Annotated in this window: 12 protein-coding genes; 2 read left to right on the top strand and 10 right to left on the bottom strand. The window is 53.9% G+C overall.

The window, feature by feature from the left end; translation table 11 throughout:
• Positions 1-3: 3 nt before the first annotated feature.
• From AAC086_RS20920 to gstA, 3 genes are all read right to left on the bottom strand, one after another.
• Complete coding sequence (locus AAC086_RS20920; RefSeq protein WP_339781691.1) at positions 4-1,560, bottom strand: NADH-quinone oxidoreductase subunit NuoF; 1,557 nt, start codon at positions 1,558-1,560, stop codon at positions 4-6.
• Positions 1,557-2,009, bottom strand: coding sequence for a formate dehydrogenase subunit gamma (locus AAC086_RS20915; protein WP_339781775.1), 453 nt, complete (start codon positions 2,007-2,009; stop codon positions 1,557-1,559). The genes AAC086_RS20920 and AAC086_RS20915 overlap by 4 nt, the downstream gene beginning before the upstream one ends.
• A gap of 246 nt (positions 2,010-2,255) precedes the next feature.
• Positions 2,256-2,870 (bottom strand): glutathione transferase GstA, encoded by a 615-nt coding sequence (gene gstA, locus AAC086_RS20910; RefSeq protein WP_339781689.1) that lies wholly within the window; start codon positions 2,868-2,870, stop codon positions 2,256-2,258.
• 101 nt (positions 2,871-2,971) lie between these two features.
• Here gstA and AAC086_RS20905 point away from each other — a divergent pair, with 101 nt between their 5' ends.
• Positions 2,972-3,853 carry a LysR family transcriptional regulator gene (locus tag AAC086_RS20905; protein WP_339781688.1) on the top strand — a complete coding sequence of 294 codons (882 nt, stop codon included), beginning with the start codon at positions 2,972-2,974 and terminating at the stop codon, positions 3,851-3,853.
• Between the two features lie 23 nt (positions 3,854-3,876).
• Here AAC086_RS20905 and AAC086_RS20900 read toward each other — a convergent pair whose 3' ends face one another.
• Together AAC086_RS20900 and AAC086_RS20895 are read right to left on the bottom strand one after the other, a co-directional pair.
• Positions 3,877-4,764, bottom strand: a complete 888-nt coding sequence (locus tag AAC086_RS20900) for a LysR family transcriptional regulator (RefSeq protein ID WP_339781686.1) — start codon at positions 4,762-4,764, stop codon at positions 3,877-3,879.
• Positions 4,765-4,943: 179 nt separating this feature from the next.
• Positions 4,944-6,680 carry an OFA family MFS transporter gene (locus AAC086_RS20895; protein WP_339781685.1) on the bottom strand — a complete coding sequence of 579 codons (1,737 nt, stop codon included), beginning with the start codon at positions 6,678-6,680 and terminating at the stop codon, positions 4,944-4,946.
• Between the two features lie 412 nt (positions 6,681-7,092).
• On the opposite strand from AAC086_RS20895, the gene AAC086_RS20890 reads away from it, so the two are divergent.
• Entirely contained in the window at positions 7,093-7,458 is a 366-nt protein-coding gene (locus AAC086_RS20890) for a hypothetical protein (RefSeq protein ID WP_339781683.1), read from the top strand.
• 32 nt (positions 7,459-7,490) lie between these two features.
• Here AAC086_RS20890 and AAC086_RS20885 read toward each other — a convergent pair whose 3' ends face one another.
• From AAC086_RS20885 to AAC086_RS20865, 5 genes are all read right to left on the bottom strand, one after another.
• Positions 7,491-9,548, bottom strand: coding sequence for a cache domain-containing protein (locus AAC086_RS20885; protein WP_339781682.1), 2,058 nt, complete (start codon positions 9,546-9,548; stop codon positions 7,491-7,493).
• Positions 9,545-11,101, bottom strand: a complete 1,557-nt coding sequence (locus AAC086_RS20880; protein WP_339781680.1) for a sigma-54 dependent transcriptional regulator — start codon at positions 11,099-11,101, stop codon at positions 9,545-9,547. Before AAC086_RS20880 ends, AAC086_RS20885 begins: the two co-directional genes overlap by 4 nt.
• A 169-nt stretch (positions 11,102-11,270) precedes the next feature.
• Positions 11,271-12,005, bottom strand: coding sequence for a DUF4396 domain-containing protein (locus AAC086_RS20875; RefSeq protein ID WP_339781678.1), 735 nt, complete (start codon positions 12,003-12,005; stop codon positions 11,271-11,273).
• Positions 12,006-12,185: 180 nt separating this feature from the next.
• The gene (locus tag AAC086_RS20870) at positions 12,186-12,392 is read right to left on the bottom strand and encodes a hypothetical protein (RefSeq protein WP_339781676.1); all 207 of its coding nucleotides are present in this window, start codon (positions 12,390-12,392) and stop codon (positions 12,186-12,188) included.
• Positions 12,393-12,604: 212 nt separating this feature from the next.
• Positions 12,605-13,546, bottom strand: a complete 942-nt coding sequence (locus AAC086_RS20865) for a hypothetical protein (RefSeq protein ID WP_339781674.1) — start codon at positions 13,544-13,546, stop codon at positions 12,605-12,607.
• Positions 13,547-13,929 lie beyond the last annotated feature (383 nt).

Below are 13,929 nucleotides of genomic sequence, written 5' to 3'. Positions count from 1 at the left end.
TTCTTACTCCGCTGCAATATCAAGCGCGCGTGGCTTGAAATCTTCGGGGAAGTGGGTCAGCGCACTTAAAACCGGATAGGGGGTAAAGCCCCCCAACGCACAGAGTGATCCGAATTTCATGGTGTCGCACAAATCATGAAGCAGCGCGATCTGACCGTCGGGATCATCGCCTTGGGCAATTTTATCGACGGTTTCAACACCGCGCACCGCACCAATACGGCACGGCGTGCATTTGCCGCAGCTTTCGATGGCGCAAAACTCCATCGCAAACCGGGCCTGTTTCATCAGATCAACGCTGTCGTCAAACACAACAATACCGGCATGGCCGATCAACCCGTCGCGCTTGGCAAATTCTTCGTAATCAAACGGGGTATCAAACAGTTCGCGCGGGAAATAGGCCCCCAAAGGCCCGCCGACCTGCACGGCGCGCACCGGGCGACCGGTGGCAGTACCCCCGCCAATGTCGTCTACCAGTTCGCCCAAGGTCAGGCCAAAGGCGGTTTCAAACAGGCCGCCAAATTTGATGTTGCCGGCAAGCTGGATGGGAATAGTACCACGTGACCTTCCCATGCCGAAATCGCGGTAAAATTCGGCCCCCTTATCCATAATGATCGGAACGGATGCCAGCGACAGCACATTGTTGACCACCGTCGGGCGGCCCAAGAAACCTTCAAGGGCGGGCAGCGGCGGTTTGGCCCGCACAATGCCGCGTTTGCCCTCAAGGCTGTTTAACAGCGATGTTTCTTCACCGCAAACATAGGCCCCGGCCCCGGTGCGAACTTCCATGTCGAAATCATAGTCCGAACCCAGAATGTTCTTGCCCAGAATGCCGCCAGCCCGCGCCACCTTAACGGCTTCTTCCATAATGCGGATGGCATCGGGATATTCCGAGCGGGTATATAAATATCCCCTGGTTGCCCCGGTCGCGATCCCGGCAATGGCCATGCCTTCGATCAGAACAAAGGGCTCGCCTTCCATGATCATACGATCGGCAAAGGTGCCGCTATCGCCTTCATCGGCATTGCACACAATGTATTTTTGCGGGGATTCTGCGCCAAGCACCGTGTTCCATTTAACCCCGGTGGGAAAACCGGCCCCGCCGCGACCGCGCAGGCCGCTATCGGTGACTTGTTTAACAATATCGGCCGGTTTCATGGTGACGGCTTTATCCAGCCCGGCAAAACCTTCATAGGCGCGGTAATCGTCAATCGATAACGGGTCAATAATGCCGCAGCGGGCAAAGGTCAGGCGGGTTTGTTTTTTAAGGAACGGAATATCCTCGGTCGGGCCAAGGGCAAGCGGATGGTCTTTGCCCGCGATGAAACCGGCATCAAACAGGCTGGCGACATCCCTGGGGGTGACCGGGCCATAGGCAAAGCGCCCGTTGGCTGTTTCCACCTCGACCATCGGTTCTAACCAATACATGCCGCGTGATCCGTTACGGACCAGTGTGGCGTCAAGGTTGCGTGCGTTAATTTCAGTTGAAACGGCGGTGGCAACATCATCGGCACCAAGGGCGATGGACCCGGAATCCAGCGGAACGTAAATTTTAAGGCTCATGACCGTGCCTCCGCGATCAGGGTATCAAGGCGGTCTTCATCCACACGGCCCACCAGTTTGTCATCCATCAGGGCGGCAGGCGCACAGGCGCACAGGCCCAGGCAATAAACCGGCTCCAGGGTTATGGCATCATCGGCGGTGGTTTCGTGCCAGTCCACCTTCAGGGCGTGTTTGGCATGGTCGGCAACGCGGTCCGCCCCCATCGACTGGCAGGCTTCCGCCCGGCAGATTTTAAGCACATGGCGGCCCGGATGTTTGTCGCGAAAATCGTGATAAAAGCTGGCAACACCATGAATTTCGGCGCGGCTTAAATTCAGGCGGCTGGCAATAAGTTGCAGGGCAGGTTGCGGGACAAAGCCAAATTCCTTTTGCACATCATGCAAAATCGGCAATAGCGGGCCTTCCAGCTCGGCACATGCATCAACGATGGCACCGACCCGAACGGACATTTCCTCGGTCAAAACAGATAAAGACAATGCAGCCTCTCTCACAAAGCAGTCTTTGATTATTTTTATCAGTGTCGGCAAAACCGCCACTGCGTTCAATAGAGCGTTCCCGTTACGCGATAGCAAAATCCTATCATAACCCTACCGGGACTAATGTTATTATCCGCAGGCAGGTGAACGCATGTCGGCGTCATACATCTTCGGGTATATGACGCCGATTTTTCATGTCTTTAAAGGTGATTTAGTTCCCTAAATGCGAGGGAATTGTGCCTCACATTTGCGTGCGGCCACAACAGAGGGCCGCAATGCGATTTGGTCCATATAGGCCCTGATACGGGGCCATGTTTTGAGGTCAATGTCAAAAAAACGCATCCAGTCCAGCACGGTAAACAAATAGGCATCTGCAACCGCGAAATTTGCCCCCATCAGACAGGCGTTATCGGCAAGATGATTTTCAATGAAGTCAAACCGGGCGAACAGCCGCGTTTTGAAATGGGATTTTACGTCTTCGGGCAGGGCTTTGTTAAATAGCGGGGCTGAACCGGCGTGAATTTCACCGGTGATGAAGTTCAGCCATTCCTGCAAACGAACCCGTTCAAATGTGCCCGGTTTTGGGGCCAACCCGGATTCAGGAGCCTGATCCGCCAGATATTGTACAATTGCCGGCCCTTCGGTCAGCACAGTGCCATCGTCGAGCATCAGGGCCGCGACATATCCCTTGGGATTGATCTTTCGATAATCTTCGCCGTCAGACATTTTTTTGCTTTGCATATCCACGCGCACAAGTGTGTAGGGCAATCCTGTTTCCAGCAGCACGATATGTGGCGATAGCGAACAGGTATCGGGGGCGAAATACAATTTCATGACAGAACCTTTGTCGTGTTTGGATAAGTCCCCCGATATTGACGGTGGCGGTAATATAAGACAAATTACTTTAAAATTTTTACTTCATTAGTTTTGTTAATATGAATATCACACAAATTAGAAGTCTGATTGCGATTGCGGAAACGGGCAGCTTTACCGCAGCAGCCCATCGCATGGGTATCACCCAATCAGCCATGAGCCAGGCCATGGCCGGGCTGGAGGAAAATCTGGCGGTAAAATTGCTGGTTCGGCAGTCAGGTGGTGTCTGTTTGACAGCCTTTGGCGAAAGGGTGCTTGATCACGCGCGACGTGCCATGACCCACTTGAACGCCATTCAAACAGAAGCGGCGATTGAGGCCGGGCAACCGCCTATGTCCCTTCGACTGGCGGCGTTTGCCAGTGTTTATTCCACCATATTGCCACGTCTGATTGCGCGGTTTCGGGGGCTGCATCCCGACATTACTCTTACCTTGCTGGAAAGCGACGACAGTGAAATTGAAAATCTGCTGGCGGCGGGGCATGTGGATTTGGGGGTGGTTTTGAACCCTGCGCCAGAGGATAACGCGCTATTGCTGGGGCAGGATGAATGGATGGCCATTTTCCCGCGTTCTCACCATTTGGCCCGTCGGCAGTCTGTATCCCTTGCTGACCTTGCCGGGCAGCCGTTTGTTCTGGCAACAGGCGGCTGCCAAATTCATGCACAAAGCCTGCTGGCAGACGCCGGGCTGACATTGTCCGATATTCGCATTCGTGTCCGGGACTGGAGCAGCGCGATTGCCCTGGTGGGTGCTGGCGAGGGCATTGGTCTTGTCCCGGAATCTGCCTTGCAGGGGCAAGACAGGATGATCGGGCAGAAAAGTCTGGCAACGGCGCGGCTTGATCCGGGGCTTTATCGCCAATTTGGGTTGCGGGCACCATTGCCCGATGAAATGTCGCATGCAGCGCGCTTGTTCTGGAACATGGCGGAACGCCGTATCGCCTGAAAGGCTGATCAGGGAAAAATTTCTTAAACCAGCGAGGATATTCTGGCAGCTTCTTTCAGCAAGGCCGAAACCACGGGCGTTGCCGGTTCGCGGTTAACCGCAATCAGGCCAATTTGATGGGTGGCATCGGGATCGGTGATGGGAATGGCACGAATGCGGTCGGGCAGGCCAAAGGTTTCGATCATTTTTTCCGGCATGATGCTGGCCCAGTTGCCGGTTTGCACATGGGAAAACAGCGCAATCATGGAATCGGAAACCAGGGTCGGTTTGGCCTCGGCCCCGGCTTCGGCCAGGTGATTGTCGATGATGCGGCGATTTTGCATGTCTGGCGTTAACAGGCACAGCGGCAACAGGCTGGCATCGTGCCAGGTGATGCTGTCGCTATGGCCGTAATCGGCATGGATGGAGGTGACCAGCAAATAGCGTTCGTCGTATAAGGGTACTTTGGTGACCCGGCCTAACGGTTCATTGTCGAGATAGGTAATTCCGGCATCGATTTCCAGATTTTCCAGCAAGGTGCGAATTTCGCCCGATGTGCGCGAGAGCACCGAAAAGGTAATATCGGGGTGTTTTTCGCGAAACGGTGTTGTCAGTTCCTGCACCATGGCAAGGGCGGTGGGGATAACGGCAATTTTCACCCTGCCGGTCAGGCCCAGCCGCATGGCGCGCATTTCATCGCGCATGGACCGTGCACTGCCCACAATATGCCGGGCCCAGTCCAGCACCCGTTCGCCTTCCAGGGTTAATCCCTGAAACCGCGATCCGCGCCGCACCAGCATCACACCTAACTGGTCTTCCAGTTGCCGGATGGCGCTGGAAAGGGTGGGTTGGGTGACCCCACAGGCTTCGGCGGCATGGCCAAAATGCTGTTCGCGGGCCAGCACCATAAACATTTCAAGTTTGTCGATCATTGTTGCCCCGTCCCGGTTATTCCGGTCCGTTTAAGGTGGTTTTGTTGCAGGCAGGATAACCGATTTGGGGTGGATACCTGCAACAAAACCTTTTTCGTCATGTGGGTATTATCCGTCTGGCATAAAACCCGTCAGGCGAAATGTGGCGACCCGAAACGATCAACCCCATCCCTTTGTCGTCAGGCCCTGGATGCCGCTGCCGCACTATTGTCAGCCTCGTTCTGGTCGGCTGTTTCCATGTAGTGCTTGTCATGGATCGGTTTGACCAGGGCGTTGGCGATCAGGCCAATCACCAGCAGGCCTGCCATGGCATACATGGTGGTATTATAAAGGCTGGGTGTCGGATCAACTGTTCCGGCCGGGGCGATTTCCATCAGACGCCCGATGGTGACGGTTTTGGCGGCCACCAGTTGATCCAGCTGATCCATGCTGGCACCGAATTTTGCCTGAAAAGCTGCCGGATCGATATGGCTGGCCAGATCCCGGATCGAATTTCCGACCGAGGTTTGGCGCAACTGCGTAATGGCAAGCGGCCCTAACACACCCGCAGTACTCCAGGCGGTTAACAAACGCCCATGAATACCACCGACATATTTGGTGCCGAAAACATCGGCAAGATAGGCCGGGATGGCGGCAAAACCCCCACCATACATGGTGAAAATAATCATGGTGGCACCATAGAACATGATCAGCCATGTCACGACCGGATTAACACTGACCTGGCTTGCCGCATAGGGGATCGACAGATACAGGATGATGCCCAGAATGAAGAAGCAGTAATAGGTATTCTTGCGCCCGATATAATCGGAAATCGATGCCCAGAAGAACCGGCCGCACATGTTAAAGACCGAAATCATAAACACGTAGGTTGCGGCAAAACCGGAATTGACGACCAATGGCAAGGTACTGCCAAAAATTTCCGACATCATGGTTTTGGCAACACCAATCACCCCGATGCCTGCTGTGACGTTAAAGCACAGAACGATCCATAACAGGTAAAACTGCGGGGTTTTTAATGCCTGATCAATATGGACGTTTTTATGCGTGATCATGCGTTTGGACGCGGTATCGGCGGTGGGTGGGGTCCAGCCAGCCGGAAGCCAGCCTTCGCGCGGCACGCGATAGGAAAAGGATGCAATGATCATGACAATGAAATAGGCAACGCCCAGGGTAAAGAAGGTTGAAGCCGCACCGGTATTACCGGTTCCAACCACATAAACCCCTTCTTGCAGCGGAATCGGGGCAGATGCCACCTGTGCGGCACCGGCAACAACCACTTCCACCATTTGGCCGCCAACGTCGGCCATGCGTTTGCCGCCTTCGGTGACCATTTTGATGGCACTTTCAGCCCCCAGATAATCCGGCGCCTTATAGAAAAACGACAGCAATGATTCCTTGATCGGCGTTGCGATCATGGCACCGCCGCCAAAGCCCATAATGGCCATGCCGGTTGCCATGCCGCGCCGGTCGGGAAACCAGCGGATCAGGGTTGAGACCGGCGACACATACCCCAAACCAAGGCCGCAGCCACCAATGGCACCATAGCCCAGATAGACCAGCCATAGCTGGTGGGTCATAATACCAAAACCGCCAATGATGAAGCCGCCGCCCCAGCAAAAGGCGGCAACCATGCCGACCATGCGCGGGCCAACTTCTTCAAGCCATTTGCCACCAAAGGCGGCAGCCAGGCCCAGAAAAACGATGGCAACAGAGAAAATCCAGACAACAGATTTAAGGCCCCAGTCCCCCGACGAGGCCGCAACCACGCCAAATTCCTTGATCAGGGGCGGATTAAAAATGCTCCAGGCATAGACGGAGCCAATGCATAAATGAATGGCGATGGATGCTGGCGGAACCTTCCAGCGATTGAAATCGTCATGCGCGACGATATGTTCCTTTTTCAGGCTCTCAAACATTCAGATTTTCCTCCCGGGTATTCTGTTTTTTCAGACCCTTGATCGGCCCGTCCGTGATTGACCGGAGCAAACAGCATCGCAAAACCCGTGCCATTTGCATTAACGGCAGGGAATTGGCGGGGTTATTGGAAAGATTCTGATTGTTTTTATCTATGGGCCGATTGGGGCGCGGACAAAATGTCCAACTATTTTTAAAATATTGACGCGGATAGGGACATTTTGTCCAATGTACATTGCGGGGTAACCAGATACTGCGCAGCATTTTATTTAAAAATCATCCATCAATCGTACCGCTGATGTTGCAAGGTTTATTTCCTGTCTTTAGGATATGAATGACGGTTATTGTTTAAAATGTCACCAATCAGCATCTATGCTGCCGGGATATTTTACGGATTGGTAAACAGATAAACGGATGAAGTCCCGGATGCGTATTTTAAAGGCGATACAGGTTCTGTCGATGGCGGTGGTTGTTACCTCATATGGGCAGATGACGTACGGGGCACAGGCCAGTCAAAATTCAACCGCCCCGTTAAGTTGGGCGGCAAAGAAGTGCCAGTTATTTACTCGCTTCAGTCTGGACGAGGCAAAGAATAATGGTGATTTGGGAAAGGCATTTCTCGCCCGTCAGGATCAGTTTATCCAGTCGGGCTGTGTCGCGCGCATTCATGTTTGCCCGACCTCGCAAAGCGAACTCGATTACGCCAACCGCATGTCGATTTTCATGATCAATCAAGGGGCGACCGGGTCTTTTTTGCCGTTTTTATGTGATCAGGGCTAAACAGTTTACGTATCCTAAAAAGCACTTTTCCTTTAATTGGCTTCAGGCAGCCAAATCAGAAATGTCGTGCCCTCGCCCGGTGTGCTGGTGACATCAAAACTGCCCCCTTGCCGATCAATCAGGGTTTTGCTGATCGACAGGCCAAGCCCCGTGCCTTCGCGTCGTTTGGTGGTGAAAAACGGGTCGAATATGCGGGCCATCACATCGGCTGTCATACCAGTGCCGGTATCGGCAATGGTGATTAAAATGCCCGGTTCCCCGTCGCGTGCCATATCCTGATCCATTAAGGTCAGGGTGCCGCCATCGGGCATGGCATGAATGGCATTGACAATCAGATTGACCAGCACCTGTTGCAGTTCGGTGCGGTTCATTACGATAAACCGGGTCGAGCTATGGGTGAGGGTTACGCTGATGGCGGCGCGATTTAACAGATGTTGCACCAGGGGCAGGCAATCATCGATGACGTCACCGGCGTCGTGACGTTGTACAAATCCGGCATATTCCTCGGGTTTGGCAAATTGCAAAAGCTTGGTCACAATCTGGTTGATGCGGCTAACCTGTTCATCAATCAGGCGAATTTCTGTTTTGGCAATTTCGGTCTTGTCTCCCAACAGGGCGCACATCACATCAAAATTGCCCTGTAACACCGCCACCGGGTTGTTAATTTCATGGGCCACCCCGGCGGTAATTTCGCCAATTGCCGCCAGTTTTTCCGACATGATCAGTTGTTTGGTGGCGGCTTCAAGCTGCTGGTTGGCTTTTTGCAGTGCTGCGGTGCGTTCATCCACCCGGGTGTTAAGCTCATCATTCCAGTGGCGCAATTGCCGGTCGCGTTGCTGGACCTGGTTTAGCAAATCATCAAGATGCATGGCGACATGCGAAATTTCATCGCGCGCGGCAGGCAGGTTGGTGCGCGCGCTTAAATCACCATTTTCTACCCGGGCAATGGTGCGGGTCATGCGTTCCAATGGTTTGAAAATGCCACGCGCCCAGCGCAAAAATACCGGAATGGTAATGGTCGCCACCCCCAGAAATGCGCCAAATATTAAAATCAGGCTCTCATATTTGGTCCGGGCAAAGGGTTGTTCCAAAAAGCCGACATACAGCATCCCCACCCGTTTGCCGAAACTGTCCGTGATCGGTTCATAGGCCGAAATGTACCAGTCATTCACCACAAAGGCCCGGTCCAGCCAAACCTTGCCATCGCCCAACACCGCCGACCTTACCGCGCCCGATACCCGCGTTCCCAGCGCCCGGCGATTTTCAAACAGGCGCACATTGGTCGATATGCGTACATCATCCAAAAACAGGGTCGCCGTGCCCTGGCTGCCTTCGGGCAGGCTGCTGGCGCGATAAACCAGATCATTGATGGTATCGATGAAAACAAGGTTCTGATTTAGCAAAATGCCGCCGACCAACGCACCGGTGCTGCCATCGGGCAAGGTGACATGGCTGGCCGAATGCACCACCATGCCTCGGCTTTCAACGTTTTGGTCACTTGGGCTGGCATTGGGCGTGTCGATTAAATCAAGCCGGGCACGTTGGGCCATTGCAGGTGAAATCGCGGCCAGGTCACTGTTTTTAAAGATATCAACGGCGGTCGATGATCCTCCCGCAAGGGCCGTTTCAATGACGGGCCAATTCTGGTTGATAACGGGCCTTGCTGTGGCGGGCGATGCAGTGGCAACCAACGACTTGCTGTCGATCAGATATAAAAAATCCAGCCCCATCTTCTGGCGTTGCCGGTCCAGCAGGGTGGCAAGGCTCTGATCATGATGCGGGTCATCATCGTTGGCGTGCAAGGCATCGTGAAACGAAACCGATTGCCCCAAAGCCTCGATCTGCTTGCCGGTATTTTCCAGAATATGACTAAAATACTGATGCGCAATGGTTAAATCGCCATGCACTTTTGATGTCAGCAAGGCATCAAATTTGCCGTTCCATCGCACCATCATAAAACCCAGCATCAACGGTAAAATAACCAGCGTTGGCAACAGGGCAATCGCCAGCAAGCGAAACCGTATCGATCTTCCTCCCGGCTTGACGGTTCCGTATTTCACCGGCTCTGACGATGGCGCGGCTGTTGTCATTCCTGCGGGCCGTTCCAACTGGCACATTTGCGATCAATGGTTTTGCGCGACACCCCCAGTCTCCGGGCTGCTTCGGTGCGATTGCCGTCGGTTTTATGCAGCATCGTCATAATGTGGCGGCGCTCCAGCGCGTCTAGCGTTTCGCTTTCGTTGCTGTCAGGGGTTTGGGCGTCGTCATCGCGAAATTCGGGCGGGAAGCGTCCCAAAATAAGTGACCGTTCAATCAGATTGCGCAATTCGCGCACATTTCCCGGCCAGGTGTAGCGGGTTAATCCGGCCCGTACGGCACCGTCCATCGCCACCATTGGCATCCCTAGTTGCTTGCTGAGTTTGTTCATAAACAGGGCAGCCAGTTCCAGCACGTCATCCCCGCGTTCACGCAAGGGCGGCATCAGCATTTGCATGACATTGATCCGGTAAAACAGATCGGCACGGAAATTTCCGGCCTCAACCTCGGCTTCCAGATCGGCGTTGGTGGCAAAAATAAACCGTAAATCCACCGGGGCCTCGCGTTCGGACCCGACCGGGCGAATCCGTCGGTCTTCAATCGCGCGCAACAGTTTGCTTTGGGTGGCCAGCGGCAATTCGCCAATTTCGTCTAAAAACAACGTGCCGCCCTGCGCATGTAAAAACAGGCCATCGCGGGCATTGTTGGCCCCGGTAAAGGCCCCCTTTAAATGCCCGAACAGTTCAGCTTCGATCATATCAGTGGGGATGGCCGCACAATTAACCGGCACAAATGGTTTGTCAGCCCGGTCAGATAGCGCATGGATGGAACGTGCTGTGACTTCCTTGCCGGTTCCGCTTTCACCTGAAATTAAAATCGATGTCGGCAGCGGGGCGACCCGGGCAATGGTATCGCGAATATCCTGAATTTCGGGCGAATAGCCAATCAGCTTGTCGCGCAGCAATACATGATCGGATGTGGACCTCAATTCATGGCGCAGCACATAGTTTTCCCGGCGTAATCGCATCCGGTCCAGGCAGCGGGCAACGGCATTCAAAATCTGGTTGGATCGGAACGGCTTTAAGACAAAATCAACAGCACCTGCCCGCAACGCCTTGATCGCGGTGTCCAGATCGGCATAGGCGGTCATAAGGATGGCATCGGCAAAAAAGCCGATTTTACGTTGTTCGGTCAGCCACTCCACCCCGCTTTTGCCCGGCATGATGTTATCAAGGATCACGACATCAAAATGGTGTTCGTCCAGCTTGCGCGATGCTTCGCTGCTATCGGCGGCTTCTTCCAGCCGTTTGCAGCGCGGGCCAAGGGTACGGGCCAGAAAATTGCGCATGCCCGGTTCATCATCGACAATCAGGATTGAGGCCTGCGCCAGCCACGGGCCAAATTCCGGTCCCGGTCCGCTTTCGTTCTGGTCTTCTGCGGGCATCAATGATGCTTCCGTGCCGGGCGACGCGGTGGCTGTTTCATCCATCGGCGACATATCACCACGGCCGGTTTTGGCGGTACCGTCGTCGCGGTTTGCCGGGGGCAGGGGGGTATAGACATGCGCAGGTTTCCCCGGCGCACTTTGTGCGGTCGATCTCATCATGTTCCTCCGCCGATTTTATCTTGTTTTTTTCAGATTAGATCAGTCGGCGGGGAAAAGCAAAACCGGCAAACGGACAGGGCCGGTTTGCCTTTTGGTGGCAGGCGACCTGTCGTGCCGGTTTTGCGGTGTTCTTGTGCTGTGCTGGCTTTCTGGGCAGTGCCGGGGCGGCTTACATTTTTTCCTTCACCCCGCTTTTGATCAACCAGCTATTGACCGGATAGGATGTGGCAAAACCGCACCACATGGCGATTTGCATCATGAACCAGAATTCAACCGATGCGACCTTCAGATCCGTCCCCAGCAGGTTCTTGAAAATGATGAAATGGGCAATGGCCATAAAGCCATACATGCCCACCTGCCAGGCAATCAGCGACAGGGCATCGGCCTTGATCGCCTGGTAAATACCCTGCCCAAAGCTTAGATCACGCATCGGTTTGATGGTGAAATACTGAAAAACCACGCCAAAGCCAAATGCCAGAATAAAATCCAGGATCCAGGTTGCGTACATCTTTTCGGAAAAGAACGACGGGTAGCCCAGCCATATAGCGATAGCAGGCACAAAAAATACCAGCCATTCAGCAATGATGTCGCCCAGCGCGCAGCCACTGCCGCAATGCGCCGTACCTTTGGCCACCATGATGCCAAACGGGGTAAAGCGTTTGTTGGGCGGGGTTTTGTTGTTTTTCATCGCCGGCATCATCGCGCCATGCGATGCCAGAACCCCATAACGGAAATACAGCCACAGGGCTGCAACCGAGGCAAATAATGCAAATAGAGGCCAGACCGCGTTCATGATCCACATATGTTGCGGATCGTGCATTTCTGCGACAATGATGATAATGGCACTTACCAGCCCCATCAAAAGCGAAATGATGGCAACGGCATGTAGCCAGTCGGGACTCATAACAGGCTCCTTGTTTTTTTCTGGTGGTTTGGTGCAGATGTCGGTTACAGCGATTTTTCAATGCGAACCGGAATGGATTTTGCCGCAGGTCCATGTGCGGTGCGCGCGCGGTGGAACAACGGCATCAACGGGGTCAGTCCGGGGAATAGCCCGCGCAATTTCCGATCGGGATTGAATAGGCTACAATGCGCGCCCCTCCACCTGGCGATCAATGCCATCCGATATTGCCGTAACCAGATTAACCCGTTTGCCTTTTTTCAGTTTCAGGCGGTCAATGTCGTGCTGGTTGAGCAAAATCATCATGCGGGTACTGTGAATGCCGCGTAAACGGTCATCATATCCGTAAATTGTGGTGTTGAACTGATTATTGGATCGAATGGTTAGCAAGGTGGCACATCCTTGCCATAACAATATCTTTATCCAGCTCGGAACGTTTCATGATTATTACTCGACATCGTAAAACATGGCCGGTTGACAGGGGCCAATAGGCCGGGATGCAGGACGCACCCGTCCAGATAACGACAAGGGGCCCCTCAATGTTCCGAAAGACCCCTTTTGGGCGGTGAAACTGGCGGTCAATCTGGCCGAACCGATCTTGCTCAGTTGCTTGTGTTTTCAAGGACTGCGCCGGATAATCGATAATGACAGGACCATGGCTGGCGGGCCGATAGCGCCACACCCGCTTGGAGCATCCCTTCCGGGGTCATGTCGTTGCGGTCAAAATAGGAGTTTACCGGTTCAATGCCGATTCCCTGAAAGTGCGGCGCCGGGCTGATGGCCTGCAAACCGGGATTGGCAACCCAGATCAGGCAATGGGGAAAATCCCGGGCATTCCAGTCAAGGGTGGCGCTAAATCCTTCCTGTGGGTAATTCAGTGTCATCTGCCCCTTGCTGTCAAAAATCGCGATAATTTCCTCGCCCAACTGCGATGTCTGTCGCCAGATATTGCTGTTCTGCCCATCTTTGCGCCGGACCTGCCCGGTATCACTGACCCTTTCATGCGCACCAAGCACGCTGTCGCGCGGGGCGATGTCATGTGGGGCGGTCAAGACCTGGCCATGTGCGCCAGGGCGAATGTCAAATGCGCCTTCTTCCTGCGGCAATTTGAAAATCGGATGCAGCCCGACCGGCAAGGCGCAATCTGCGTTGACATATATATGTAGTCCGCAGTCGATGGCCGCCCGGTCGGGGGCCAGCTCGATGGTCCGTACCAGTTTCTTCACCACATGCCCCGCCGGATACTCAATGCCAAGGCGCAGGCTGGTCGCGCTTATATCCTCAAGCTGCCATGCGTTATCACTGCCATATCCATGATGATGGCGGTCATGGCCGGTGGTGCCAAAAGGGATGCAAGGCCATTCGCCGCCAATATGTTGAACATGCGGGGCAACATTCTCAAGCGGCGTATCATGCCATGTTGCTTCGGCCAGCGGTGATACTGTTTTGCCATTGGTCAGGTGAAAGCGCACATGATGCATTGCTGCCCCGATGGCAAAGACATCAAGGTCGCAAAATGCATTGGCAATATGCCACCGTTTCACGGGCGGTCCCGGGTTGGTCCCGGGTGCCGCCAGCGATGCATCCGCGAATAATGGGCGTTGGGGCATTGAGGGGGGCCTGTTGTGTTTTTATGGTGGTTATTTCGTCTGTTTTGATCGGATCGGCGAAAATAGCAAGCGACTTAACTTTGCCCAAAGGTCATCTGGCGTCAATCTTTGCCACCCGCAGGCCCACTCCGGAACAGGAGTCTTTGACCTCTGGTTGCCAAATGCCTGCAATCATTCCCTCTTCTTTCTAAAACGCGTTTTGAACAGAAATTCAGCGCTTTTCTAACTATCTGTTTTAAAACGATTTTCAATAAAAACGCCCTAAACGTCATTTTTGTTTAAAAAAGGTATTTACAGGTCTGGCTTAGGCCCCTATA

Source organism: uncultured Thalassospira sp., from assembly GCF_963976115.1.
Lineage (GTDB): Bacteria > Pseudomonadota > Alphaproteobacteria > Rhodospirillales > Thalassospiraceae > Thalassospira.
The sequence above is the reverse complement of the archived record's forward strand: the minus strand, read 5'-3'. Positions and strand labels throughout refer to the sequence as shown.